The 22,494-nt window shown below is 40.5% G+C and carries 27 protein-coding genes; 14 read left to right on the top strand and 13 right to left on the bottom strand.

Annotation, left to right across the window (positions count from 1 at the left end; translation table 11 throughout):
- The first annotated feature begins 24 nt into the window (after nt 1–24).
- The 10 genes from SYN7509_RS0209075 (at nt 25) to SYN7509_RS0209120 (ending at nt 6,382) form a co-directional block, all read left to right on the top strand.
- Nucleotides 25–825, top strand: coding sequence for a tetratricopeptide repeat protein (locus tag SYN7509_RS0209075; RefSeq protein WP_009633898.1), 801 nt, complete (start codon nt 25–27; stop codon nt 823–825).
- 30 nt (nt 826–855) lie between these two features.
- A complete protein-coding gene (locus tag SYN7509_RS0209080; RefSeq protein ID WP_009633899.1) occupies nt 856–1,152 on the top strand; it encodes a hypothetical protein in 297 nt (98 codons plus the stop codon).
- A gap of 84 nt (nt 1,153–1,236) precedes the next feature.
- The gene (locus SYN7509_RS0209085; protein ID WP_009633900.1) at nt 1,237–1,605 is read left to right on the top strand and encodes an SH3 domain-containing protein; all 369 of its coding nucleotides are present in this window, start codon (nt 1,237–1,239) and stop codon (nt 1,603–1,605) included.
- A gap of 145 nt (nt 1,606–1,750) precedes the next feature.
- Nucleotides 1,751–2,203, top strand: coding sequence for a rhodanese-like domain-containing protein (locus tag SYN7509_RS0209090; protein WP_009633901.1), 453 nt, complete (start codon nt 1,751–1,753; stop codon nt 2,201–2,203).
- A 269-nt stretch (nt 2,204–2,472) separates the two neighbouring features.
- Entirely contained in the window at nt 2,473–2,841 is a 369-nt protein-coding gene (locus tag SYN7509_RS0209095) for a rhodanese-like domain-containing protein (RefSeq protein ID WP_028954209.1), read from the top strand.
- Nucleotides 2,842–2,848: 7 nt separating this feature from the next.
- The gene (locus tag SYN7509_RS0209100; protein ID WP_009633903.1) at nt 2,849–3,688 is read left to right on the top strand and encodes a sulfurtransferase; all 840 of its coding nucleotides are present in this window, start codon (nt 2,849–2,851) and stop codon (nt 3,686–3,688) included.
- Nucleotides 3,689–3,764: 76 nt separating this feature from the next.
- A complete protein-coding gene (locus SYN7509_RS0209105; RefSeq protein WP_009633905.1) occupies nt 3,765–4,073 on the top strand; it encodes a carbon dioxide-concentrating mechanism protein CcmK in 309 nt (102 codons plus the stop codon).
- Nucleotides 4,074–4,166: 93 nt separating this feature from the next.
- Nucleotides 4,167–4,514 carry a carbon dioxide-concentrating mechanism protein CcmK gene (locus tag SYN7509_RS0209110; protein WP_009633906.1) on the top strand — a complete coding sequence of 116 codons (348 nt, stop codon included), beginning with the start codon at nt 4,167–4,169 and terminating at the stop codon, nt 4,512–4,514.
- Nucleotides 4,515–4,594: 80 nt separating this feature from the next.
- A complete protein-coding gene (locus SYN7509_RS0209115; RefSeq protein ID WP_009633907.1) occupies nt 4,595–5,326 on the top strand; it encodes a TIGR04283 family arsenosugar biosynthesis glycosyltransferase in 732 nt (243 codons plus the stop codon).
- Between the two features lie 69 nt (nt 5,327–5,395).
- Nucleotides 5,396–6,382, top strand: a complete 987-nt coding sequence (locus SYN7509_RS0209120) for a diacylglycerol/lipid kinase family protein (protein ID WP_009633908.1) — start codon at nt 5,396–5,398, stop codon at nt 6,380–6,382.
- A gap of 97 nt (nt 6,383–6,479) precedes the next feature.
- Here the strand turns inward: SYN7509_RS0209120 and SYN7509_RS0209125 are convergent, their stop codons facing one another.
- The 5 genes from SYN7509_RS0209125 to xth all read right to left on the bottom strand — a co-directional run bounded on the left by SYN7509_RS0209125 (nt 6,480) and on the right by xth (nt 11,453).
- A complete protein-coding gene (locus SYN7509_RS0209125; RefSeq protein WP_028954210.1) occupies nt 6,480–6,773 on the bottom strand; it encodes a hypothetical protein in 294 nt (97 codons plus the stop codon).
- A 155-nt stretch (nt 6,774–6,928) separates the two neighbouring features.
- Nucleotides 6,929–7,750 carry a DUF6575 domain-containing protein gene (locus SYN7509_RS30445; protein WP_009633910.1) on the bottom strand — a complete coding sequence of 274 codons (822 nt, stop codon included), beginning with the start codon at nt 7,748–7,750 and terminating at the stop codon, nt 6,929–6,931.
- A 68-nt stretch (nt 7,751–7,818) separates the two neighbouring features.
- Nucleotides 7,819–8,160 carry a hypothetical protein gene (locus SYN7509_RS25515; protein ID WP_009633911.1) on the bottom strand — a complete coding sequence of 114 codons (342 nt, stop codon included), beginning with the start codon at nt 8,158–8,160 and terminating at the stop codon, nt 7,819–7,821.
- A 355-nt stretch (nt 8,161–8,515) separates the two neighbouring features.
- Nucleotides 8,516–10,258 carry a gamma-glutamyltransferase gene (gene ggt, locus SYN7509_RS0209140; protein ID WP_009633912.1) on the bottom strand — a complete coding sequence of 581 codons (1,743 nt, stop codon included), beginning with the start codon at nt 10,256–10,258 and terminating at the stop codon, nt 8,516–8,518.
- A 418-nt stretch (nt 10,259–10,676) separates the two neighbouring features.
- Entirely contained in the window at nt 10,677–11,453 is a 777-nt protein-coding gene (gene xth / locus SYN7509_RS0209145) for an exodeoxyribonuclease III (RefSeq protein WP_009633913.1), read from the bottom strand.
- 370 nt (nt 11,454–11,823) lie between these two features.
- Between xth and SYN7509_RS0209150 the strand changes: the two genes are divergently transcribed.
- Nucleotides 11,824–12,057 (top strand): DUF1816 domain-containing protein, encoded by a 234-nt coding sequence (locus SYN7509_RS0209150; protein ID WP_009633914.1) that lies wholly within the window; start codon nt 11,824–11,826, stop codon nt 12,055–12,057.
- Nucleotides 12,058–12,161: 104 nt separating this feature from the next.
- On the opposite strand, the gene SYN7509_RS0209155 is transcribed toward SYN7509_RS0209150, so the two are convergent.
- Nucleotides 12,162–13,799, bottom strand: coding sequence for an acetolactate synthase large subunit (locus tag SYN7509_RS0209155; protein ID WP_009633915.1), 1,638 nt, complete (start codon nt 13,797–13,799; stop codon nt 12,162–12,164).
- An 82-nt stretch (nt 13,800–13,881) separates the two neighbouring features.
- Nucleotides 13,882–15,246, bottom strand: a complete 1,365-nt coding sequence (locus tag SYN7509_RS0209160) for an NAD-dependent succinate-semialdehyde dehydrogenase (protein ID WP_009633916.1) — start codon at nt 15,244–15,246, stop codon at nt 13,882–13,884.
- A 429-nt stretch (nt 15,247–15,675) separates the two neighbouring features.
- Between SYN7509_RS0209160 and SYN7509_RS0209165 the strand changes: the two genes are divergently transcribed.
- On the top strand, nt 15,676–16,086 hold the full coding sequence (locus tag SYN7509_RS0209165; RefSeq protein ID WP_009633917.1) for a response regulator: 411 nt from the start codon (nt 15,676–15,678) through the stop codon (nt 16,084–16,086).
- Here SYN7509_RS0209165 and SYN7509_RS0209170 read toward each other — a convergent pair.
- From SYN7509_RS0209170 to groES, 3 genes are all read right to left on the bottom strand, one after another.
- Nucleotides 16,069–16,446, bottom strand: a complete 378-nt coding sequence (locus SYN7509_RS0209170) for a Na-translocating system protein MpsC family protein (protein ID WP_009633918.1) — start codon at nt 16,444–16,446, stop codon at nt 16,069–16,071. The genes SYN7509_RS0209165 and SYN7509_RS0209170 overlap by 18 nt on opposite strands.
- A gap of 378 nt (nt 16,447–16,824) precedes the next feature.
- Complete coding sequence (groL, locus tag SYN7509_RS0209175) at nt 16,825–18,462, bottom strand: chaperonin GroEL (RefSeq protein WP_009633919.1); 1,638 nt, start codon at nt 18,460–18,462, stop codon at nt 16,825–16,827.
- Nucleotides 18,463–18,543: 81 nt separating this feature from the next.
- The gene (groES, locus tag SYN7509_RS0209180) at nt 18,544–18,855 is read right to left on the bottom strand and encodes a co-chaperone GroES (protein WP_009633920.1); all 312 of its coding nucleotides are present in this window, start codon (nt 18,853–18,855) and stop codon (nt 18,544–18,546) included.
- A gap of 190 nt (nt 18,856–19,045) precedes the next feature.
- On the opposite strand from groES, the gene SYN7509_RS0209185 reads away from it, so the two are divergent.
- Nucleotides 19,046–19,516, top strand: coding sequence for a (2Fe-2S) ferredoxin domain-containing protein (locus SYN7509_RS0209185; RefSeq protein WP_009633921.1), 471 nt, complete (start codon nt 19,046–19,048; stop codon nt 19,514–19,516).
- 259 nt (nt 19,517–19,775) lie between these two features.
- Nucleotides 19,776–20,423 carry a response regulator transcription factor gene (locus tag SYN7509_RS0209190; protein ID WP_009633922.1) on the top strand — a complete coding sequence of 216 codons (648 nt, stop codon included), beginning with the start codon at nt 19,776–19,778 and terminating at the stop codon, nt 20,421–20,423.
- A 36-nt stretch (nt 20,424–20,459) separates the two neighbouring features.
- Here the strand turns inward: SYN7509_RS0209190 and SYN7509_RS0209195 are convergent, their stop codons facing one another.
- From SYN7509_RS0209195 to cysT, 3 genes are read right to left on the bottom strand one after another with little or no spacing between them, the layout of a single operon-like run.
- Entirely contained in the window at nt 20,460–20,756 is a 297-nt protein-coding gene (locus SYN7509_RS0209195; RefSeq protein WP_009633923.1) for an NIL domain-containing protein, read from the bottom strand.
- A gap of 11 nt (nt 20,757–20,767) precedes the next feature.
- Complete coding sequence (gene cysW / locus SYN7509_RS0209200) at nt 20,768–21,646, bottom strand: sulfate ABC transporter permease subunit CysW (protein WP_009633924.1); 879 nt, start codon at nt 21,644–21,646, stop codon at nt 20,768–20,770.
- Nucleotides 21,636–22,493, bottom strand: coding sequence for a sulfate ABC transporter permease subunit CysT (gene cysT, locus SYN7509_RS0209205; protein ID WP_009633925.1), 858 nt, complete (start codon nt 22,491–22,493; stop codon nt 21,636–21,638). Before cysT ends, cysW begins: the two co-directional genes overlap by 11 nt.
- Between the last annotated feature and the right edge of the window lies 1 nt (nt 22,494).

Here is a 22,494-nt window from a genome sequence, read left to right on the forward strand (position 1 = left end):
AGTAACTGGGCAAAATGGGAACCTATGCAGAAAATCTTATCAGTCATAATACTTGTTATCGTGACTTTTGCCTTTACTTCCTCGGCTCTTGCTGAAAATGAGCGCCAAGCAGAAATTTATAGCCAATCTTGTAATGCGCGGATAGAGTTAGCTGATTATCAAGGGGCAATTTCTGACTGTACCACTGCAATTAATCTAGCAAATAACCCCACTGAACCCCTTATTAGTCGCTCTATAGCCTACTACCGCCAAGGAAACTATCAAGCGGCTATTATCGATAGCGATCGCATAATTTCTCTACACAAGTGCGATTTTCGTGCTTACTACAATCGCGCCTTAGCCCATGCTGGCGAGAAAAACTACCTTAAAGCCATCGACGATCTAAATATAGCTTTGGTACAACTTCCAAGTATGTCTCCTTCTTTACTAGCAGATATTTACACCGATAGAGGGTTGGCAAAGTTTGAACTCGCCGACTATCAAGCTGCTATGCAAGACTTTTCTCTAGCTATTCGCCTCAATCCCCAAAATGCTAGAGCTTACTATAACCGAGGTTGTACTTGCTTTCTGCATGGAGATTATCATCATGCGGTTTCTAACTTTACTACTGCTTTGCAACTTAACCCCAATAATTCTCAAGCTTATGTAAATAGAGGTATTGCTAGACATCAGCTAGGCTACCAACAAGCAGCTATTCAAGACTTACAACAAGCATCTCAAAGCTTTCTCACCCAAAAAAACCAACCAGCCTATCAAAAAACTATCCATTGCATCAAGCAAATTCAACAAATATTGGTATCAAACTTTGAAATAGTTGATGCTTAGATATCATAGAGTAGTTGCGATCGCACTTTTATGAGAGCCAAAATTGAAGACATGGTTCTTTATATCCATAAAGAAGATGTGCCAGAGTTTAAAAAAGGTGGCTCTGTAGTTAGAAATAGTTATTTTTGGGCGTTACGCTCGATTGCAGGACAAGCTTACCGCAATCGTGATTGGGAATACGAAGCAGAGGTATGGGTAGCCTTAACTCGAATGCTGTTATCGTTTAGCGAATCAAGGTATTTGGGCTTAAGTGAGACTATTTTAGAGTTTCCCTCTAGCCAAGCACAAATTCCTGATGTACTGCGGAGTATTTCTACTTGGGAGTAAGAGTTTTAAGTAATTTCACTGTAAAAAAATTTTGGCATCGCCTCCATAATAGTTACATATCCTTTGTAGTTATTGTTACCGTTTATGAGCTTAAAAAAAATTACTACCGCGATCGCCATTAGTTCTATACTGCTCTTAGCTGGTGGTGCTAAGGCGCAACCTCCGTCCAACTCTAACTATGGCAAAGATATTCAAAAAAATACTATCTGTTCTTTTATTACGGGTAATAACGTCAATATCCGTAGTGGTGCAGGAAATAAGTATAAAATTATTACTAAACTTAATCGCGGTGATGGCGTAAGAGCTACTTATAAAAAAGGCAACTGGGTACAAATTGCCGCTACCACCTCTGGATTTGTCCCCAATGAAACTTTTAAACCGCTAAAAGGTTGGGTATACAATGCTTATATCAATGGTTGCTCTGAAGATCAATTTGATAGATGGCGCTCTTAGTTTAACGGCTTTAGTGATTCAATCTCTAAAACAGTTTGGCATAAAACTTCATACCTAATCATTTTGGGATTCATTCTAAAGAAAGATCGTTTATGGGTGTACTTCTTGGTACATTGCGAATAATCCAATTAGATAGGAAAAATCTATGAACAATCCCATAAGTGGCGTTATTCCGCCCCAGCCTCCTATTGATTCCCAATCTAATGCTCACGAACTCAAATCGCGTCTAGAGTGGGGCGAACCTGCTTTTACAATTCTCGATGTGCGCGATCGCATGGTTTACAATGACGGTCATATCATGGGCGCAATGTCAATGCCTATGGATAAATTAGTAGAAATCGCCAAAAATACTATTGCTCCTAGCCGCGATATCTATATTCATGGTGACACTGACGAAGAAACAGCCCAAGCTGCTCAACAACTCCGCAGTGCTGGCTTTGAACATATATCTGAACTAAAAGGTGGTTTACCCGCATGGAAAGCCATCGGCGGACCCACCGAAGGAATTATTGAGTCCCAAACTCCTGCGGGCGCTGATGACTACAATGTAGTTGCTAGAATGCAAAATCACGCCGAAACTACCAAAAAAGACGTATAAATAACGTTTTTTGTCGACAAATTAATAGTCCCCAACGCTTATTTAATTAAAACAACAGGACTAAAAAATACCCATCTCTAAACTGATTTTGGAGGTGGGGTATTTATTTGTTCAAGTGTAAAGCCGGACACATTATTACAATAAACAAATATATATAAATAGATTACTCCTCATAAATTGAGCAAAATTCTGAGAGATGTTACAAAAAATTTGTAAATATTAAAGTTGTTTGTTACATTATGAGAAATAAAATTAATAATTATATGGTTATGTCTCAGTTTTTTGGCATTATTCCCACACCGCCACCATTTAAAGCTAAATCGCTAGTTTTTGAACTAAAAGCACGGCTAGATTGGGGTGAACCAGCATTAACAATTATTGATGCGCGCGATCGCACAGAATTTAATCTTCGGCATATACTAGGGGCTATTCCCATGCCCATGTCAGAACTTGTAGACCGTGCTGAGGCATCCTTAGAAAACAGCCGCGACATTTATATTTACGGCGACACCGATGAAGAAACCTACCAAGCGGCAGAAAAGTTACGGAATGCAGGCTTTCAAAATGTATCCGAACTAAGAGGCGGAGTTGCAGCTTGGCGGGCGTTAGATTACCCAGTAGAGTCAATTTCCAAGTAGCTCTCAAGTGGAACTTAGTCCTGAGCAATGGATAGTCAACGCCAATACAGCTAAACAGCTAATTGAATCAGACGCAACAGTTCTTGATGTTCGTAACAAAATTACCTGGAGATTGGGACATTTACCTAAAGCTCGTTGTATCAATTGGCAGCAATTTTCCCAAAAAACTATACCAAACAAAGGCAAACTTTTAGATAATTCTCAAGTTTTAGCTCAACTTCTCCGTCACCAAGGGATATCCAACCATCAGCCTGTAATTGTAGTTGGTAATCCCTCGCAAGCTTTCCACTTTGGCGAAGAAGGGCGAATTGTTTGGATGTTACACACCTTGGGACATTCTCAAGCCGCTTTTGTCGATGGCGGACAACAGGCGCTAGTTAACGCGGGAGTAGAACTAGAAATGTGGGGGAGTAAACCTCAAAAAGCAGGGGATTTTACTATTAATCGTACAGATCATTGGGAAATTCAAGCCGATCAATTGCAGTCTAGTCTAGCAAATTCCCAAAACCTGATTATCCTTGATAACCGCGAAGCAAGAGAATACGCAGGCGCTACACCTTACGGCGAAAAACGCGGCGGCCACATCCCTAGAGCAATACATTTCTACTTTAAAGAACTATTGCAACCTAATGGTTACTTACTCTCTTGCGAACAAATTAATTCCTTGCTTAACCAACTAGGGATTGAAAAGGGTAGCAATATTATTACCTATTGTACTGGCGGCATTCGTTCCGCTTTTTTTGTTGCCGTGCTAGTTAGTTTAGGCTACAACAACAGCAAAAACTATACGGGTTCAATGTGGGAATGGTCGCAAGCTGAACCTTCTAGCCATCCGCTTGTAAATTAAACAACTATTTTTCCCAACACACAACAAAGCCGCGTAAAATAAATTGCACGTATTCGGTGGACTTAGAAATTAAATCATGCCAGCAGCAGTAGGGACAATAGAAGCATTGGGATTTCCAGCAGTGCTTGCCGCAGCAGACGCAATGGTTAAAGCTGGTTCAGTAACGCTAGTTAATTACAACTTAGCAGAGAGCGGACGTTTTGTCGTCAGCATTCGGGGAAAGGTTTCGGAAGTAAAAATTGCTTTAGAGGCGGGAATTGAGGCAGGGGCAAAAGTTTGTGGAGAACAAGCAATAACTTACTTTATTGTCGCAAATCCGCCCGAAAATGTCGAAAGTGTTTTGCCAATTCACTATACGCCACAAGTAGAAGAATATAGAACATAGTAGCTTTTGGCAACATCAAGCGCGATCGCTCTTGCCTAAATGTTCGTACAATTATTGTCTGGTACATAATCTATTAAACTTAGGAGATTTCCCATGTCCTCAGCACAGGCAGTTGGGTCGATTGAAACGAAAGGTTTTCCGGCAGTTTTGGCAGCATCAGACGCGATGGTTAAAGCTGGTCGAGTTACCTTAGTTGGCTATTTGAGAGCCGGAAGCGCGCGTTTTACTGTCAACATTCGGGGGGATGTTTCGGAAGTCAAGGTAGCGATGGAGGCGGGTATTGCTGTAGTTGAGAAGGTTTACGGCGGTACGTTGGAATCATGGGTTATTATTCCTCGTCCTCATGAAAACGTTGAAGCAGTTTTACCGATTGGCTATGGTGATGATGTGGAAATGTATAGAGAATCCCTCGACCGACCAATTATTAGAGGCGCAAACTAGAAACTATATTTATTAAAAACATCATAAATTGCTAACACTGTAGAGATGCCTAAAACGTCTCTACTACCATTAACCTTAAAATGTCTCGCGTCTCAATTGTTATTCCTACTCTTAACGAAGCAAGCTGTTTAGAACGTACTTTGCACCAGTTAAGTATTTTAAACCCTCCCGCCGGGGAAATATTAGTAGTTGATGGTGGTAGTGAAGATGCAACGATCGCAATTGCTAATAAAATAGGTATTAAGGTTTTAAGTTGCCAACCACCAGGGCGAAGTCTGCAAATGAATTATGGAGCAAAAGCCGCTACTGGGGATATATTGTGTTTTCTCCACGCCGATACCTGCGTCCCTGATGATTTAATTGCTGTAATTATCGCTACGTTAGAAGATAAAAGTGTTGCAGGTGGCGGGTTTATTTCTTTAATGGCAGGTTTTGAAACTACCCGTTGGGGAGTATCGCTACATAACTATTTAAAAACTTACTATGCCCCATTAATCTTTCATCCACACCTATTTTTTAAAGGACTACGCTTGTTGTTTGGCGACCAGGTGATGTTTTGTCGTCGTGGAGATTTTTGGGAGTGTGGCGGCTTTAATGATGCCTTACCGATTTTAGAAGAAGCAGATTTATGTTTGAAGCTAGTAAAGCGGGGAAAGATACGCCAAGTGAATCGAATAGTTACTTCAAGTGATCGCCGTGTGGCTCGTTGGGGTACGCTAAAAGCTACAGGCATATATCTTTATATTGGTTTATTGTGGGGTTTGGGTGTTTCGCCAACCTATTTAAAAAAGTTCTACGAAGATATCCGTTGATTCTGGGTTAATAAACAGACAAGTTAGAATAAATAGGCGCAAGTTCTTTTTCCGGGTGAGTCAAAAGCTTTGCAAACACAAACTCTCAAACGCATACGGCTAATTATCAATCCGGTTTCTGGCGATGACGAGCCTAATTTGATGAAATTGCCAGAGATTATTGCCGCAATGGAGGCTGAGGGGATTAGAGCCGATATTGCCTTTACAGACCCCGATAACTCCCCGGCTTTAATTGCCCTTAAAGCGATTGAAGAAAACTACGAGTTAGTGGTAGTTGCAGGGGGAGATGGTACAGTTGGCGAAGTTGCTAAAGGTTTGCTGCGATCGCCCGTTACTTTAGGAATTATTCCTGTTGGCACATACAATAATATTGCCCGTAGTTTGAGCATTCCCACCGATATAGTTGCAGCTTGTCAGGTAATTGCCAATGGTCAAATTAAAAGTATTGATGTGGGTCAAGCTAATAACGAACATTACTTTTTTGAAGCGGCGGGAGTTGGTTTAGATGCGGCGCTGTTTCCCATTGGTGAAGAAATTAAAGGCGGTCGTTGGGGACAACTACTGCAAGCGATTCGACTAGCAATAAATTACAAACCCCAACGGTTGCGTATGGAGTTTGACCGCCCAATAACAGAAGCCCGTGTATCGACTGTAAAGCGGCGGTTTGTGCGGAAAAAGCCCCTTGCTAGGCACGAGTTGCGGCTTTCCGCCTTGCTAATTGTAATTGCCAATGGATCTTATTACGGTACTGGTTTTACTGTTGCTCCTGATGCCGCCATTGATGATGGGTTGCTCACAATTAGTGTTTTCCGCAACTTTAGCAAATGGGAACTAATGCGTCATTTTTGGTCAATTAGCAAAGGTCAGCGTCAGTATAGCCCCAAAATAGAAACTTATCGGGTTGGTGAAGTAAAGTTTACGTCTGATGTCAGTATACCAGTACATATTGACGGTCATCCTATTGGCGAATTACCCGTAATTTTGAAAGTAGTTAAAGATGCTCTCAATGTAATTGTGCCAAAAACTACCGTAATTTTACCTGTTGGTGAAACTTAGGGGGAAGATGTGTGATCGCTAAAAGTTTGTGTTTAGGAGTTAATGGTCATAGTCTACTGACCTAAAGATTTAAATCTTACATCAAAAAAGAGTTTTTCTATAAATTGTAAATATCTAACTGTGTATTGGTGGGCAGATTATTTATTGGTGAATTAGGTTCTGGCTCGTTATCTTCCCAAGGACGTAGAGATATTAATTGATATACCTGTTTTTCTTCTCCCGTCACAGGTGTGGAGTTATTAACTTCCTGAATAGTTGCAATGTATATCTGACTTATAGTAGCTGTTCCTGCGTCTGGCATTGCTTCCTCAAGAATTGCGCCTTTGTATTTTATTTTTGATTGAATATCTTGTATTTCAAATCTTTTATTGCGTTTATGAATTGCAATCAATTCTCCTATAATTTTATATTCATTTTGATTTTCTAGTTCTATTTGATTAATTATTTCTAGAACCTCTTTTACGAGAGAGAAAGATAATTCAGCAGAACCTCCTCTACCTGGAGTGGGCGAACCCCAATTAACATGAAGTCCAGTTCCAGCACCTGCTATTGAATGAAGAAAGTCACGATACTCAGACGCAGTTTTACTTTTTTCAGTACGAGTAAACGCCCATGCAATTCTTCACGATTTCTACCGATCCTCAGTAATTTTAAAAATTCTTCAATAGCATCTCCGGCAAGTGTATTACCAAAAATATCTTTTTGAGACGATGGTGACGAGCCTAGCGTTGCTACAAAAGAGCCTGAAGATGTTCCAGTGATTGCCATCTCTGTTTGCTTCAATATTTGTGAAGAAATCTTTTTAGATATTTCTCCCACACTCTTTATTTGACCAAGAGCATCTACAAAAGGTTGAAACGAACTTAAAGTTTTTCCTAAATGTAGCGATGGAGCTTCTGTTGACTGTACGGATGGAAACTTAAATGTAAAGTTTATAATTTCGCGCTTTTTTTCTAATGCTAATTGATTTATATTGCTTGCTTCCAGGGCAAAAAGAGATTCGTTTCCAACCTCAATCATTTCACCTGATTTAGGAAGTTGTTCATCACTAAGAGTTTTACAACTTAATTGCTCAACTTCAGCAGGACTGTTATCATAGAAGGTTGTAACTTTATAGACAAACCTATCTTCTGAGTTTAAAAAGACATTTTTTAAATCTATGTCTCCGGCTCTAATCCGCTTAAATCTCTGCAAAGAAACTGGAGCGTATAACCATGTTTTGTGAGTTTCTGTTTGATCTATCCAAACTGCAAGAAAGATTTGTCCCGAACCATTTTTACAGGCAAAAAGACAAGGTTCATCGTAATAATCATAAACCTCAATAATTTCAATATTGCCTAAAACACTCAATTGTAGAGAACTACTCATGGCAATGTCTCATCTGGAATACTGATAATTTGAAAGACAGCCCAAGGGCTAGTATCTTTATATAGCCATTAAGTATGGTGAGATTTACCTGTTTTTGAAGGAGTATTTTGTATTAACCCCAAATTAGAAGTTAAATTACCTAAAGCAAGCTTCTTTTTTTTAAAGGCTGGAATTCTTTTAGGAACTCTACGCACATCATCTATCGATCTATAAACAGATACCCCACAATATTGACATTCTGTAGCCCCTTTAGGGCAAGGTTTATCAGGGTTCAATTCCCGAAGTGATAAGAAATCTTCAGGTAGTGGGGTGCTATGGTTCATATCAATAAAACGATCCACTTCCCCAGAAGTGCTTTCGGTAGATGAAGGTGGACAATCACTAGGAAGATGAGCGCGAAATTCCATCATTTGCTAGATTAATGCAAAAGCCAGTTAATTAAGCATTCTAGCGATCTTTTTAGAGTTATGCTTTTTTTGTATGAAGGTTGTTATACAGTACAATTGTACTATTAAAGTTGAGAAACTCAACAGTTTTATTGCCAGTTGCTCTGACGGTTATTAGCGGTTTATCAAACTATTAACGTAATTTTCCGACTCAGTAATTATTTCAGCCCTTACATATACGTTATTAAGTGCGATCGCCTGTCTTCCCTAAATTAGAATGTTGTGGGCGATCGCCAGGTAGATAAGTTATTAAATGCGATCGCACATTTTCCCTAAAATAGAATTATTTATGCGATCGTATTATTAAAAACTTGTTAGTCTAATATCCTACCGCCGCCCCATCTCCGCGCGGATCTGCTCCTCCTGATTTAACATTAGTTTGAGGATCGATTAAAATTGCGCCAGCGTGTCCCATTGTATCGGTATAATCATCAACCATTTTGACAGGATGACCTCTTTTAACTAATTCTTCACTGACAGCTTTTGTGATTCGTCCTTCCATCTTTAAATCGTTAGAAGATGCGCCCCAAGTCCTTCCTTGCAGCCATCTTGGGGCTTCAATCGCCTCTTGGACGCTAAAACCAAAATCAACAATGCGAGTTACTAGCGCCGCTTGAGTTTGTGGTTGTCCTTCTCCTCCCATTGTGCCGTAAACAAGATAAGGTTTCCCTGTTTTAAATAGCATTGCTGGATTTAATGTGTGAAAGCTACGTTTTCGGGGTTGTAAATGATTAACGTGAGTTGGATCTAAGGAAAAGAAACTACCCCGATTTTGCAGCAAAACTCCAGTGTTTTTTGCAACAACACCTGATCCAAAATCATGATAAATGCTTTGAATTAAAGAAACAGAATTACCATTTTTATCTACTACCCCTAACCATACAGTATCGCCTTTAGGATCGAGGAGTTTTGCTTCTTTAACTGTCTTCGTTAAGTTAATGCGGCTGGCTAATTCTGTGCCATATTTTTTTGATAATAGGGAATCCAAGGGAATTTTTACAAACTCAGGATCGCTCAAATATTTATCGCGATCGGCAAAAGCTAGTTTAGTTGCTTCTACAATTACATGATAGTAATCTGCTGTTCCTTCTCCGATCTTTTTCAAATCAAAATTATTCAAGATGTTTAAAATTGATAAAGAAGCCATCCCTTGAGTATTGGGAGGGAAATTATAAGCCTGATATTCACGGTAATTAACAGAAATTGGATTTACCCAGTTGGCAGTATGTTGAGCAAAATCTTTAGTAGTTAAAACTCCGCCATTAGCTTGTACATCTGCTACTATATTTTTCGCAATTCCTCCTTGATAAAATTCTTTTGCCCCTTTAGTTGCAATTAATTTCAATGTTTTGTTAAGATCAGGTTGCTTAAAAATTTCTCCAGCTTTATACGGTTGATTTTTTGCATTAAGATAAGTTTTTCGGAAGCTGTCAAAACGTTGCAAATCGCGTAACTCTTTGTTATCTTGCCCGATATTTGTAGTAGTCCAAATTTCTTGACTTGGTGTTACTGGAAAACCGTTTTCTGCATAGGAAATAGCCGAAGTCATTACTTGCGACCAAGGAAGACTATTACCCATTGTTTTTTGAGCATATTTATAAGCTTCATCCCAACCGGAAATAGTGCCAGGTACGGAATTTGCAGCCAGATAGCCTCTAGCTGGAATTTTTTTATATCCCAAATCCTGATAGAATTTAATTGTTGCTTTTTCACTAGAACGGCCACTAGCATTTAAAGCTTTAAGTTCTTTAGTTTTTGCATTATAAATTAGCCAAAAGCTATCTCCTCCTATACTATTCATATGAGGATAAACTACTGCTAAAGTTGAAGCTGCGCCAATTGCTGCATCCACCGCATTTCCACCGTCTTTAAGAATATCTATCGCTGCTTGAGAAGCTAAATAGTGCGGAGTTGTTACCATGCCATTAGTTGACATGGTTGTTGGTCGGTTAGCGGCTTTTGCTACAGAAATTGTAGAGATTAATGTCCCTGTTGAAATTGTTGAAAATCCAATAGTTCCTGTTAAAGCAAAAGCTGTTACTTTTCTACTAATTAAATGCACCCTAAAGCCTCCCTAGAATTACTTAAGTTATAAATCTTTGTGGAATTAATGTAATGTTTCCCAAAATAAAAAATAGTAGCAAACTTTACAGCTTTTAGCCAAATAGATAAAATGTTTTTTATTTTAGTAGGGGCGCAATGCTTTGCGCCCCTAAGATTAATGTTTATGAATATAGATAGGATTGCTATATCTTCATCCTAATTAAAGATTGACAAAATAACGAAAATATATGTTTAGGATTCAAAGATAATTTGATTTCAAAACCAATGCAAGAGACGTTGCAAAAATTGGCGTTGTTAAACGTGCAATGATTTTCCTGAATCTATAGCTCTCCCGTCTCACCCTCTTTAATAATGTATTGGGAATTACTCATTAAAGTTATTACCAATTATCAATTACCTATTCAGCAACGCATTAATCAAAACTCAACAATTACAGGCGCGTGATCGCTAGGTTGGGTAAGTTTTCTAGGCGCAGTATCAATAATGCAGCTAGTCGCCTGTTTGTAAAGGTCAGAAGTTAGATAATGATGGTCGATTCGCCACCCCAAGTTACGCCGAAAAGCCGCAGCGCGATAGTCCCACCAACTATAATGTCCGCCTTCGGTAGTAAACTTGCGAAAAGCATCAGCAAAACCCAATTCAATAATTGCTTGCAAAGCTTGACGCTCTAACTGAGATGCCATAGTCTGACCTGTTAGTAAAGCTGGAGCATGAATATCTTTATCTTCTAAAGCAATATTGAAGTCGCCGCAAATACAAATGTTAGATATTTCATACAAAGCAAAGCGCAAGTATTCTCCCAAGGCTTTTAACCACGCCAGCTTGTAAATATATTTCTCGCTACCTACCGCGCCACCATTAGGGACATACACGCAGACAATCTTCACATCGTCAATAACCCCAGTAATTACCCGCTTTTGAATATCTAGGTCACTAACTCCAATTAAAGGTGCAAACCCTGTACTAACATCTTCCAAAGGCTGGTTGCTAATTATTGCCACACCATTGTAGGACTTTTGTCCTGAAGCATAGATGTGATAACCTAATTCCGTAAAAGGCGATCGCGGAAAATCATCATCTACAACTTTGGTTTCTTGCAAGCACAACACATCTACCGGATTTTCTTTTAGCCAATTTACCACCGTCTCTAGGCGAATCCGAATTGAATTTACATTCCAACTGGCAACTTTCATTGACTATAAGTAATTAATTTGTTAGAACTAGCTTGAACAAAAAATCTGATTTCTTAACTTTTTATCATACTAATTATTTAAGTTTATTTAACTAATAACATTTTTTTATTAATACATATTTCCAGTTTATTAACAGTAAACTTAAACTTACTCCTGAGAGCAAATAATTAAAATAATATTTATTCCTACCGATGGAAGCTAAATATAGCGTTTTCTAAATCAATTGTGAACGTAGCAATGCTTTGCGCCCCTACGAGATAGTGTTTATGAATCAAATAGGATTGCTATAGTAGCTATTAGTTATTGTGTTTAAATAGCTACTCTGGTAATATAAGCTTTTTGCCGCTACTCTTTATGCAATACTACATAGATGATTAAACAGTTGATTATAGGCTTCATGCAAGGCTTTAATGCACCTTGGTGGGCAGAAATTACAACTGTTAAGCCCCGTTGCGTGTACTACTTTGGGCCTTTCAAAACCTCTGCGGAAGCCAAAGCCGCCTATCCAGGCTATGTTGAAGATTTGAATAATGAAGGAGCGGAAGGAATTGTAGTAGTTGTTAAACGCTGCAACCCAAAACAACTAACTATAGATGACGAATAGCGCTCATAAGCGCCAAAAGAGTAAGAAGAAATAACAAATTTTAGTATAAATACCTTCTTACTCAGTCAAAGGTATTGATAAACTAGGTTTGGTAGAAGATGGGTTTATAACTTACAGTTTAAATCGCCAGATTTTTGCGTAAATCTAGAGTTTTCGCGGTAATCTACCGGGCAATCAATTACCGCCGGGACATTTTGGGCTAAAGCAGTTTTGAGGATAGGAATAAAATCTGTTGCCGATTCTACGCGGTAGCCTTTTAAGCCCATACTTTCAGCAAACTTTACAAAATCTGGGTTGCCAAAATGAACGTAGGAGGAACTACCAAATTGATTTTGCTGTTTCCACTCAATTAAACCGTAACCGCCATCATTGAAAATTAAAGTTACAAAAGGCGTACCGACTCGTAAAGCCGTTTCTAATTCTTGGCAATTCATCATAAAACCACCATCTCCAGTAGCTGCGACTACTTTACGGTCGGGATAAACAAGTTTTGCTGCTACCGCGCCAGGAATGGCGATCCCCATCGCGGCAAAGCCATTAGAAATTAAGCAAGTATTGGGGCGATCGCAATGATAATGACGAGCCAGCCACATTTTGTGTGCGCCAACGTCCGAAATTACAATATCTTCCGGGCCCATTACCTGGCGCAAATCGTAAATTAGTTTTTGGGGCTTAATCGGAAACCCGCTATCGTTGGCGTATTCTTCATAATCTGCCCGAATATCGGCGCGTAATTGCAAGGCGTAGGGTTCGGGTTTGCCTTGACGATCAACTCTGTGCAAAATCTCCTCTAAGGAATCAGAAATGTCGCCCACAACCTCCACTATTGGCACGTAGCTACTATCAATCTCGGCAGACATGGCATTGATATGGATAATCGGAATATGGGCTTGAGGATTCCATTTTTTAGGCGAATATTCGATTAAATCATAGCCGATCGCAATCACCAAATCCGTATTGTCAAACCCGCAATTGATATAGTCTCGCTGCTGCAATCCCATCGTCCACAACGCCAAAGGATGAGTATAAGGAATTACGCCTTTACCCATAAAAGTATTGACGACAGGAATATTTAACTCTGTAGCAAACTTAGTTAAAATCTCGCTGGCATTGGCTCTAATTGCCCCATTACCCACTAATATCAACGGATTTTTTGCTTCAGAAATAGCGGCGGCGGCGGCGGTAATACTTTGAAAAGCCGCATAGGTTTTTTGCAGAGCGCTGTTATTTAAAGGTGTCCCCACCGCAGGCATGGCGGCAATATTTTCGGGTAAATCGATATGTACCGCCCCAGGTTTTTCACTTTGGGCAGTCTTAAAAGCCCGGCGGACAATTTCGGGAGTATTGCTAGGTCTAACTATTTGGCTATTCCACTTGGTTACAGGGGCAAACATTGCCACTAAGTCGAGATACTGGTGCGCCTCAATGTGCATCCGATCTGTTCCTACTTGCCCAGTAATGGCAACTAAAGGAGCGCCGTCTAAATTCGCGTCAGCAACGCCCGTCATTAAGTTTGTGGCCCCAGGGCCCAAAGTTGAAAGACATACCCCAGACATACCCGTTAAGCGCCCGTAAACGTCTGCCATAAACGCCGCGCCTTGCTCGTGTCGAGTAGTAATAAACTTGATGGAGGATTTTTTTATTGCCTCCAAAACGTGCAGGTTTTCTTCTCCAGGTAAGCCAAAAATGTATTGCACGCCTTCGTTTTCTAGACATTGAACTAATAATTCTGCTGTATTCATTAACTTGCTTCCTTCACACTCTATATAAAAAATAGTTGACGCGATCGCCCTTCTACCTAATAGTTCCCAATTAGATAGGACTTTATTTCACCCAAACGGTTTTAATATTCACAAATTCATGAATCCCCGCTCTGCCCAATTCTCGACCATAACCGGACTTTTTGATGCCGCCAAAGGGCATTCGGGGGTCAGACTTGACCATACTGTTGATAAATACCGCTCCGGCTTCGATTTCGTCAATTAGGCGATCGCTTTGGGCTTTATTATTTGTCCACCCACTAGCACCTAACCCAAAGGGCGTATCGTTGGCTAACTTAATCGCTTCATCAATATTTGCTACTTTAAATAACAATGCCACTGGCCCAAAAAATTCCTCTTTTGCTGTGGGGCTTTCGGGGGGAATATCCGTTAATATTGTCGCTGGATAGTAGTTTCCGGGGCGTTCTAACCTTTGTCCGCCAATTAACACTTTTGCGCCGTCTTTTACTGCTTGGCTAACTTGATAGTCTAAGTCTTTGAGAATGTTCGGCGTTGCCAATGGGCCTAAGTCTGTATCTGGCTGCATGGGATCGCCGACTTTTAAAGCGGCAAATTTTTCTACTAATTTTTGCTGGAATTGCTCGGCAATTTCTTCTACCACAATAAAGCGTTTTGCCGCAATGCAAGATTGTCCATTATTAAGCATCCGCGCTGTGACAGCGGTAGTTACAGCAGCTTCTAAATCGGCGCTACCCAAAACTATAAACGGATCGCTGCCTCCCAATTCTAAAACTACTTTTTTAATTTGTTTTCCGGCGGCGGCGGCTAAACTTGCTCCTGCTACTTCACTTCCGGTTAAAGTTGCGGCAGAAATGCGATCGCTATTTATTAAATCGCTAACTTTGTCCGCTCCTACTAACAATGTTTGAAATACTCCCGTAGAAAAACCTGCTTTAGTAAAAATCTCCTCTATTGCTAAGGCACACTGCGGTACATTGGAAGCGTGTTTAAGTAAGCCTACATTCCCCGCCATTAACGCGGGTGCTGCAAAGCGAAATACTTGCCAAAATGGGAAATTCCAAGGCATTACCGCCAAAATTGCCCCCATTGGTTGGTAGCGAATAAAACTAGCACTAGCATCGGTAGCAACGGGTACATCGGCGAGAAATTTGGCAGCGTTTTCGGCATAGTAACGACACACCAAAGCGCATTTTTCAACTTCCGAAATTGCACCTTTAATCGGTTTGCCCATTTCTAAAGTCATAAGTTGCGCGTATTGCGCTTTATTTTGCTCTAACATGGCGGCGGCGGCGATCATTACCTCCGCGCGTTTGTTTATCGGTGTTTTTCGCCACTTTTCACTAGCTTGCTGCGATAACTCAAGTTTAGTTTCAATTTCACTATCTGTTAGTGCTGTAAAGGTTTTTAGCGTTTCCCCCGTAGCCGGATTAATTGTAGAAATCGCCATTACTTTTCGCCTCCAGAAGTGCGATCGCCTTTCCCTTTCTATTTTGGCGCTAAAATTAGGGAATGTAACGCTTTTTGAGCGATCGCTTTCTCCTTTGTTTTTGACAAATTTTTCATTATTTTAATAAAACGTATTGCTTTGTAAACCTAACTACAGCTTTCTCCAAAAACCTAAGCTATTGTTAAAAAATATTAAGTTTATTTGAGATGCCAACCAGTTGAATCTTAATAATCTTGGCTACTGTTAACAGCGATACTAAAACTTAGTTAGCTTTTTTGCCTGTCTCGTCTCAGTAATACAGTAAAAAATTAGTTAAGAGCCAGTCCGTCACGAGCGCCAGCTACGCCGCTTGGGGAATGCCTCAATTAGAAGTTAGGGCAAAAATGCTTTCGTCTGTTGATGAAGTCCCACTTAATGGAGTAAAAAAAATTGGAAGTTTTAGCTAAAAATAGCGAAACAATTGCTAAACAAGCACAAATTTTAGCTGTAGATGATAATGAAGATAATTTGCTGTTACTGAGAGAAGTATTAAATGTATTTGACTGTTCGTTAATCACCGCAACAGAGGGGCAAATAGCTTTACTCCTAGCCCAAGTTTACCATCCTGACCTGATTTTGCTAGATGTAATGCTGCCAGATTTAAACGGTGTAGAGGTTGTCCGCCATCTGAAGCAAAACCCAACTACAAAAAATATTCCTGTAATTGCTGTAACGGCTTTAGCTAGACAAGAAGACCGCGATCGCCTATTAGCGGCGGGTTGCCAGGAATATATCACAAAGCCCTATATGCTGGAAGAATTAGAAGCAATGGTGCGTTGTTATTTAGCTAGAAATAGTTAACTCTGGGGCATGAGCTAAAATCGCTACAATGCTAGTTCTCCCACTATCTAATGATGACTTGCTAATTAAATCTGTAAGTGGAATAGACGTAACTTCTTCAATTGTCGATTTAAGATAAGGTTCAAAAGCCAAGTGAATATTAGTTCTTACTTCTTGCGCCAATTCTCCCTTGCCAATATCTATCAATAACTGCTCTGGTTGGGTAACAGAATCTTCAATAATCACTGTTAAATTTTTATCTAGCAGTTTACAAGAAATTTGCTGGGGTTGATGTCCGAGAATTTTTAAATATACCTGTTGAATGCGCTCTAATAACTTTTGCTCTAACTGTTCTTGAGTTGGGGGAAAACTTTTTGTCATAAATTATTTGTTAAAAAAGTAACTAATTTAATTTTTTAATAATTTATCCGATCAAGGTTTAACTACAAACAACCCATAGGCATATATAGCGATCCTATTCGAGTTATGAAATATGAATAGCCCCCAACCCCCAATTAAAGGTGGCTAAGAGTCTTGTCCCCCAAAAAAAGGGAGTTAGGGGGCGAAACTCTCTTGCTGTTCACGACTGATTGCAAACGTTGTAGGGGGCGGCATCTTTTGGGGAGAATCCTTCTTCCCAAAAGATGCCTTCGCAATGCATTGCACCGGTGCATAAATAAAAAAGCAGAGCTTCCTGAGAAACTCTGCTTTTTTTAAAGTAACGGTTAAGGCGCAAGTAATACTTACACCTACGGACGATTAATAATCGTAGTCGCCGCCACCCATACCGCCACCTGCTGGCGCTGCGCCATCTTTTGGCTCTGGCTTGTCAACTACAATGCACTCAGTAGTTAAAACCATACCAGCGATAGAAGCTGCATTTTGCAGAGCAGAACGAGTTACCTTAGCAGGATCGACAATTCCCGCCGCAAACATATCGACAAATTCGTTAGTTGCAGCGTTAAAGCCGACATTAAAGTCTTTTTCTTTGACGCGCTCGGCAATTACTGCGCCATTTTGTCCGGCGTTTTCAGCAATCCGCTTCAGGGGAGCAGCCAAAGCACGAGAAACAATCATCGCCCCAATCAATTCTTCATCTTTGAGGTTAGCTGTTGCCCAAGCTTCCAATTCAGGAGATAGGTGAGCTAGAGTTGTACCACCACCGGGAACAATACCTTCTTCTACGGCGGCTTTAGTCGCGTTAATCGCGTCTTCTAAACGCAATTTGCGATCTTTCATTTCTGTTTCTGTCGCTGCACCAACTTTAACTACCGCTACACCACCAGCCAACTTAGCTAGACGCTCTTGGAGTTTCTCTTTGTCGTAGGAAGATTCGGTTTCTTCCATTTGACGGCGGATTTGTTCGCAGCGAGTTTTAACCGCTTGCTCGTTACCTTCAGCCACAATTGTTGTAGTGTCTTTGGTAATGTTGATGCGACGGGCTTTACCTAGCATTTCTAGCTTGGTGCTTTCTAGCTTCAAGCCAGCGTCTTCCGTAATTAGTTGACCGCCAGTCAATACGGCGATATCTTCTAACATAGCTTTACGGCGATCGCCAAATCCTGGAGCTTTAACCGCCGCTACGTTTAGTACACCCCGTAAACGGTTAACTACCAAAGTTGCCAAAGCTTCTTTTTCAATGTCTTCAGCAATAATTACCAAAGGACGACCCGAACGAGCTACTTGCTCTAATACAGGTACTAAGTCTTGAACTAAAGCAATTTTCTTGTCGGTTAACAAGATATAAGGCTCTTCAAAAATTGTTTCCATCCGCTCAGGATCGGTGGCAAAGTAAGGAGAGATATAGCCTTTATCAAAGCGCATCCCTTCGGTAATTTCTAGCTCGGTGTTCATAGATTTCCCTTCTTCTAGGGAAATTACGCCTTCTTTACCAACTTTGTCCATCGCGTCAGCAATCATTTGACCGACTTCTTCATCATTACCCGCAGAAATTGAGCCAACTTGAGCGATAGATTTAGAATCTTCTACTGGACGAGCGTGTTCGGCAATTTTGCCTACTAAGAAATTAGTTGCTTTGTCTACGCCACGCTTGAGGGAAATTGCATTAGCTCCCGCCGCTACGTTTCTTAGCCCTTCTTTGACCATTGCGTGAGCAAGGACGGTAGCTGTAGTAGTACCGTCTCCCGCCGCGTCATTAGTCTTAGAAGCTGCTTGACGAATTAGCGCTACGCCAGTATTTTCTACGTGGTCTTCTAATTCGATTTCTTTGGCAATGGTTACGCCATCGTTAACAATTTGGGGTGCGCCAAATTTCTTCTCTAGAACTACGTTACGACCTTTGGGACCTAAAGTAACGGCAACGGCTTCTGCCAAAATGTCCATGCCCTTTTCTAACGCACGACGAGCATTCTCGTTATATATAATTCGCTTTGCCATATGGATAAACCTGTGTGGTGAGGGGGTTAAATTGCTTAAGGACGAAAGAAAATAAATCTTTTATCTTTGCAGTGAGATTGCTTAGGCAACTACGGCAAGAATGTCTTTTTCAGATAACAGGACGTATTCTTCTGTACCAAGCTTGATATCTGTGCCAGCATACTTGGAGTAAAGGACTTTGTGTCCTATTTCTACTTCCATTTGCTGACGAGTACCGTCATCATTACGCTTACCATCACCCAAAGCGACTACTTCCCCTACTTGGGGCTTTTCTTTGGCGTTATCGGGCAAATATAGACCTCCGGCGGTCTTTTCTTCGGCGGCGCTGACTTTGACAAATACGCGATCGCCTAGGGGCTTAACTGTCGATACACTTAAAGTTACTGCTGCCATAAATAGGTTTCTCCCAAAAAATTAGCACTCTCTGCTCCTGAGTGCTAATTTAGCTAAATATGCAGCCTAAAAGCAACAAAATTTTGTGTACGGGTTTCCGAACTTATACCCTGTGATAGTTGCAATGGCTGTGGTAATTGGTTTAGAAGTGCGATCGCTCTATTGACACCAAATATTATCTTTTGTAACAATGACCCCAGAAAATCCCGCCGCCATCGAGCTAGTTGAAAAAAATGAAACTTGCCAAGCTAAAGACTTAGACTCCTTAGCTATTTGTATTAAAAACTTAGGATTAGAGCAAATTGAACGCCACATTTTTATTTGTGCTGGCCCAACTTTTCCTCAATGCTGCTCCACAAAGACGAGTTTAGAATCTTGGGAGTATCTAAAAAAGCGATTAAAACAGTTAAAACTCGATAAGCCAACAGATACTCGTCCTAGTTGTATATTTCGCACCAAAGCTAATTGCTTGCGAGTTTGTAGCGCTGGCCCAATTTTAGTAGTTTATCCTGATGGCGTTTGGTATCGTCAAGCAACTCCTGAAGTTATTGAGCGGATTATTCAAGAACATTTAATTAATAACTGTGTTGTTGAAGAATATGCTTTTTTAACTCATCCTTTACCGCAACCTGTAGTTTTTGATACACAAGTAAATAAATAATAGTGACAATGGTTTTTTATGCTAAGACAATATCAAACCTAATAGCAACATTTGTTGATAAGACTGCTAAGATTTTAGACGGAAAAATTAATATATAATAACGCATTAGATATACTATATAATTCCGTAGCATTACTGGAATGCAATTTTTTAAGATTGGCAACTTCGCTTTAACCGCTAGATGCTATCTTTCGGGAAACAAGGCAAGACACCTATTTATAAAATTTCCTTGAATTAAAAGTAACCACCGTAGCAAAGTATGAAAGAAACTAGCGTTAAAGAACACAAAAGACTGCTATTAATTGATGATGACCCAAATTTAATATTGCTAGTCAAGGATTATTTAGAATTTCGGGGTTATGAAGTGATCACGGCAGAAAATGGTAGAGAAGCTCTAGAAGTTTTAGAAAATGATGTCCCAGACATGATTGTTTGCGATGTGATGATGCCAGAAATGGATGGCTATGATTTTGTAAGTAACATTCGCGAAGATGAGCGTACTAGCTGGATTCCTGTCTTATTTCTTTCTGCCAAAGGTCAAGCTCAAGACCGAGTCAAGGGTTTAAATGTAGGCGCAGATGTGTACATGGTCAAACCTTTTGAACCAGAGGAATTAGTAGCCCAAGTAGAAGCATCGCTCAAACAAGCTTTTCGGCAAAGACAGCAATCAAGTGATGGGGGCGATAATGAATCAAAAATTCAAGTTCCCTTCGATGTTCACCTGACGCAAACAGAATTGAAAGTAGTGCAATTTGTAGCTAGAGGTTTAGCTAATAAAAATATTGCTGACGAACTCAATGTAAGTCAGCGCACCGTAGAAAGTCACGTTTCCAATATGCTAGGCAAAACCGGGTTGCACAACCGCACCGAACTAGCGCGGTGGGCAATTGAAAACCAAATGACTTAAAAGTTACAGAAACTCAAACTTATTATCAATTACCAATTACCAACCATCTTCTTCCGCCCTCGATTGTCCCCAAATTTCTAAATCCAACTCATTGAGGTAAGTCAAAGCACTTTGAATTTGCTCGGCTTTACCTCGCAATTCGAGTTCAAACCAGCCATCATCTCGGATATTTGCGCCCAGTAAGGCGGCAGCAATATTTACGGTGACACCATAATGTGAAACTAAACGCGAAATTATGGGTTCTTCGTGCAAGTTTTTGGGGATATGAATTTTGATTCGAGTTTGAGTTGGTCTAGAGTGCAAAGAAAAGTTGTCTTGATTTTGGATAGACATAACACGCTCTCCTATTCAATATCTTTGATTTGAGTTTTACGTTCCAAAACTTCCTTCAATACCAACGTTACCAAGGCTAAACCCGCCAGCAAAACCGCCGCCGCAAAAGCAGATTCGGTTTGATACTGCTTGTAAGCCTCCTCTACAAATAAAGGTAAAGTTTGGGTTTTGCCGCCAATATTTCCCGATACAACCGAAACTGCACCAAATTCGCCCATAACTCTAGCATTGGTTAAAATTACTCCGTAGAGCAGACCCCAGCGAATATTTGGCAGGGTGACGCGCCAAAATATTTGCCAATCGTTCGCTCCTAAAGTTTTTGCCGCTTCTTCTTGGTCAAAACCGGATTCTTCCAAAACCGGGATAACTTCACGGGCGACAAAAGGCATCGTAATAAAAGCACTAGCAATTACCATGGCTGGCAGCGCAAAAATTATTTTAATATTTGCCGCATTTAGTAATGGCCCAAACCAGCCATTACGCCCGTAGAGTAATACAAGCATTAATCCTGCTACTACGGGAGAAACGGCAAAAGGTATATCAAGAATGCTAATTAGCAATGCTCTACCGCGAAATTGATTGCGGGCAATTACCCAGGCTGCACAAAGTCCAAAAACGGTGTTGACGGGGACAACAATTAAGGCAATTATGACGGTGAGCTTAATTGCATGAAGAAAAACAGGTTGGGTTAGGTTTGTCAAAAAAGGCGCAAACCCTGACTTAAAAGCTTGAACAAAAACGTTTGCGGCGGGAATAAATAGAATTAAAGCAAGATAAGCAACCGCAATTCCAATTAAAACAAATTTTACCCAGGGGCGATCGCCATTAGCTAATTTTTTCTTAGGAAAACTTGCATTAAAAGACTTACCAGCAATGTTGTTAGAGTTCATAGCGTCGCCCCCAAGCTTGCAACAGGTTGATTGCTAACAAAATCAGTAGCGACAGCACCAGCAAAACTGTACCAATTACTGTTGCTCCCGAATAGTCGTATTGTTCCAATCTTTGAATAATTAGCACCGAAGCAATCAAGTCCTGATAAGGGATATTTGAGGCAATAATTACCACCGAACCATATTCCCCTACCGCACGAGAAAAAGCTAAAGCTATTCCCGTCAACATCGCCGGCATTAAGGGCGGTAAAATTACCCGCCAAAAAGTCTGCCATCTAGAAGCCCCCAATGACCAAGCTGCTTCTTCGATTTCTTTTTCCATTTCTTGCAACACAGGCTGCAAGGCACGCACGACAAAGGGCAGAGAGATGAATAACATCGCTATCCCTACCCCTAAGCGCGTAAAAGCTATTTTAATTCCGTAGGGGGCAACCAAAGAGCCAAGCCAGCCGTTATCGCTATAAACCGTTGCTAAAGTTAATCCGGCAACGGAAGTAGGCAAAGCAAAGGGTAAATCAATTGCCGCGTCTACTAAGCGTTTGAGCGGGAAATCGTACCTAACTAACACCCAAGCAATTAATAGTCCCAAAACTCCGTTAATTAGGGCGGCAACAAAGGCAGTAACAAAAGTAACATCGTAAGTTGCTAAAGCAACAGGACTTGTGGCAATTTTCCAAAAGTCAATTGGCTTTTCTGTTGCTGCTTTTAAAATTAAGGCTGATACTGGCAACAACAGCACAATTGTCAAGTAGCCTAAAGTAATTCGCCAAGGGACAGACAGCCCTAATATTTTGTTTAGGGGTTCCCAGGAAGTCGGTTTTTTTTGCTTGGAGTAAGAAGATACCATT

The sequence above is a fragment of the Synechocystis sp. PCC 7509 genome (assembly GCF_000332075.2).
Classification (GTDB): Bacteria; Cyanobacteriota; Cyanobacteriia; order Cyanobacteriales; family Chroococcidiopsidaceae; genus Aliterella.

Bases quoted from the DNA above. Each gene is read 5' to 3' on its own strand.
- SYN7509_RS0209075 (WP_009633898.1), top strand. From the start codon at position 25: ATGCAGAAAATCTTATCAGTCATAATACTTGTTATCGTGACTTTTGCC.
- SYN7509_RS0209080 (WP_009633899.1), top strand. From the start codon at position 856: ATGAGAGCCAAAATTGAAGACATGGTTCTTTATATCCATAAAGAAGAT.
- SYN7509_RS0209085 (WP_009633900.1), top strand. From the start codon at position 1,237: ATGAGCTTAAAAAAAATTACTACCGCGATCGCCATTAGTTCTATACTG.
- SYN7509_RS0209090 (WP_009633901.1), top strand. From the start codon at position 1,751: ATGAACAATCCCATAAGTGGCGTTATTCCGCCCCAGCCTCCTATTGAT.
- SYN7509_RS0209095 (WP_028954209.1), top strand. From the start codon at position 2,473: ATGTCTCAGTTTTTTGGCATTATTCCCACACCGCCACCATTTAAAGCT.
- SYN7509_RS0209105 (WP_009633905.1), top strand. From the start codon at position 3,765: ATGCCAGCAGCAGTAGGGACAATAGAAGCATTGGGATTTCCAGCAGTG.
- SYN7509_RS0209110 (WP_009633906.1), top strand. From the start codon at position 4,167: ATGTCCTCAGCACAGGCAGTTGGGTCGATTGAAACGAAAGGTTTTCCG.
- SYN7509_RS0209115 (WP_009633907.1), top strand. From the start codon at position 4,595: ATGTCTCGCGTCTCAATTGTTATTCCTACTCTTAACGAAGCAAGCTGT.
- SYN7509_RS30445 (WP_009633910.1), bottom strand. From the start codon at position 7,750: ATGAGTAGTTCTCTACAATTGAGTGTTTTAGGCAATATTGAAATTATT.
- SYN7509_RS25515 (WP_009633911.1), bottom strand. From the start codon at position 8,160: ATGATGGAATTTCGCGCTCATCTTCCTAGTGATTGTCCACCTTCATCT.
- xth (WP_009633913.1), bottom strand. From the start codon at position 11,453: ATGAAAGTTGCCAGTTGGAATGTAAATTCAATTCGGATTCGCCTAGAG.
- SYN7509_RS0209150 (WP_009633914.1), top strand. From the start codon at position 11,824: ATGATTAAACAGTTGATTATAGGCTTCATGCAAGGCTTTAATGCACCT.
- SYN7509_RS0209155 (WP_009633915.1), bottom strand. From the start codon at position 13,799: ATGAATACAGCAGAATTATTAGTTCAATGTCTAGAAAACGAAGGCGTG.
- SYN7509_RS0209160 (WP_009633916.1), bottom strand. From the start codon at position 15,246: ATGGCGATTTCTACAATTAATCCGGCTACGGGGGAAACGCTAAAAACC.
- SYN7509_RS0209170 (WP_009633918.1), bottom strand. From the start codon at position 16,446: ATGACAAAAAGTTTTCCCCCAACTCAAGAACAGTTAGAGCAAAAGTTA.
- groL (WP_009633919.1), bottom strand. From the start codon at position 18,462: ATGGCAAAGCGAATTATATATAACGAGAATGCTCGTCGTGCGTTAGAA.
- groES (WP_009633920.1), bottom strand. From the start codon at position 18,855: ATGGCAGCAGTAACTTTAAGTGTATCGACAGTTAAGCCCCTAGGCGAT.
- SYN7509_RS0209185 (WP_009633921.1), top strand. From the start codon at position 19,046: ATGACCCCAGAAAATCCCGCCGCCATCGAGCTAGTTGAAAAAAATGAA.
- SYN7509_RS0209190 (WP_009633922.1), top strand. From the start codon at position 19,776: ATGAAAGAAACTAGCGTTAAAGAACACAAAAGACTGCTATTAATTGAT.
- SYN7509_RS0209195 (WP_009633923.1), bottom strand. From the start codon at position 20,756: ATGTCTATCCAAAATCAAGACAACTTTTCTTTGCACTCTAGACCAACT.
- cysW (WP_009633924.1), bottom strand. From the start codon at position 21,646: ATGAACTCTAACAACATTGCTGGTAAGTCTTTTAATGCAAGTTTTCCT.
- cysT (WP_009633925.1), bottom strand. From the start codon at position 22,493: ATGGTATCTTCTTACTCCAAGCAAAAAAAACCGACTTCCTGGGAACCC.